We start from the raw sequence: 1,451 nt of genomic DNA, 5'->3' as shown, positions 1-1,451 counted from the left end.
CATAGGTGAACGGTCTTGAAAGGCCGGCCGGAGAGGGTGTTAGCCCCGTAACCGTAATGTTGTGTGCCGCCTGGAGAGGATCCCAAGTAGCACGGGGCCCGAGAAATCCCGTGTGAATCTGTCAGGACCACCTGATAAGCCTAAATACTTCCTAATGACCGATAGCGGACCAGTACCGTGAGGGAAAGGTGAAAAGTACCCCGGGAGGGGAGTGAAACAGTACCTGAAACCGTGTGCTTACAATCCGTCGGAGCCAGTCTGATTCTGGTGACGGCGTGCCTTTTGAAGAATGAGCCTGCGAGTTAGTGTTACGTCGCGAGGTTAACCCGTGTGGGGTAGCCGTAGCGAAAGCGAGTCTGAACAGGGCGAGTGTAGTGGCGTGATCTAGACCCGAAGCGGAGTGATCTACCCATGGCCAGGTTGAAGCGACGGTAAGACGTCGTGGAGGACCGAACCCACTTCAGTTGAAAATGGAGGGGATGAGCTGTGGGTAGGGGTGAAAGGCCAATCAAACTCCGTGATAGCTGGTTCTCCCCGAAATGCATTTAGGTGCAGCGTTGCGTGTTTCTTGCCGGAGGTAGAGCTACTGGATGGCCGATGGGCCCTACAAGGTTACTGACGTCAGCCAAACTCCGAATGCCGGTAAGTGAGAGCGCAGCAGTGAGACTGTGGGGGATAAGCTTCATAGTCGAGAGGGAAACAGCCCAGACCACCAACTAAGGCCCCTAAGCGTGTGCTAAGTGGGAAAGGATGTGGAGTTGCGAAGACAACCAGGAGGTTGGCTTAGAAGCAGCCATCCTTGAAAGAGTGCGTAATAGCTCACTGGTCAAGTGATTCCGCGCCGACAATGTAGCGGGGCTCAAGTACACCGCCGAAGTTGTGGATTTCAGATAGTAGACAAGCCTTCGTGGTTCAGTCGTCTGGAGTGGTAGGGGAGCGTCGTGTGGGCGGTGAAGTCGCGGTGTAAACCAGCGGTGGAGCCTACACGAGTGAGAATGCAGGCATGAGTAGCGAAAGACGGGTGAGAAACCCGTCCGCCGAATGATCAAGGGTTCCAGGGTCAAGCTAATCTGCCCTGGGTAAGTCGGGACCTAAGGCGAGGCCGACAGGCGTAGTCGATGGACAACGGGTTGATATTCCCGTACCGGCGAAGGACCGCCCATGCCAAGCGGGGGATACTAACCGCCCGGAGCCTGCCCAATCACCCTTGTGGTGTGCGGGTTTTGGCCGAGCGCGGGACCTGATCCCGGGAGGTAAGCGTATTAACAGGTGTGACGCAGGAAGGTAGCCGGGCCGGGCGATGGTTGCCCCGGTCTAAGGATGTAGGGTCAGCGATAGGCAAATCCGTCGCTGTGTCTTTGATGACGTTCCTGAGATCTGATGGGACCCCCGTCATGGGGGGATCCGGTGATCCTATGCTGCCTAGAAAAGCATCGGCGCGAGGTTCAAGC

At 56.6% G+C, this 1,451-nt stretch carries 1 rRNA gene (cut by a window edge); it reads left to right on the top strand.

Annotation, left to right across the window (positions count from 1 at the left end):
• A 23S ribosomal RNA gene (locus AC3WJU_RS22310) occupies positions 1-1,451 on the top strand (its annotated part continues 1,491 nt past the right edge of the window); the annotation flags it as partial.

This window comes from Arthrobacter sp. FW306-1B-F12A (genome assembly GCF_058781865.1).
Note: the sequence above shows the minus strand (reverse complement) of the source record. Positions and strands in the feature narration are given on the sequence as shown.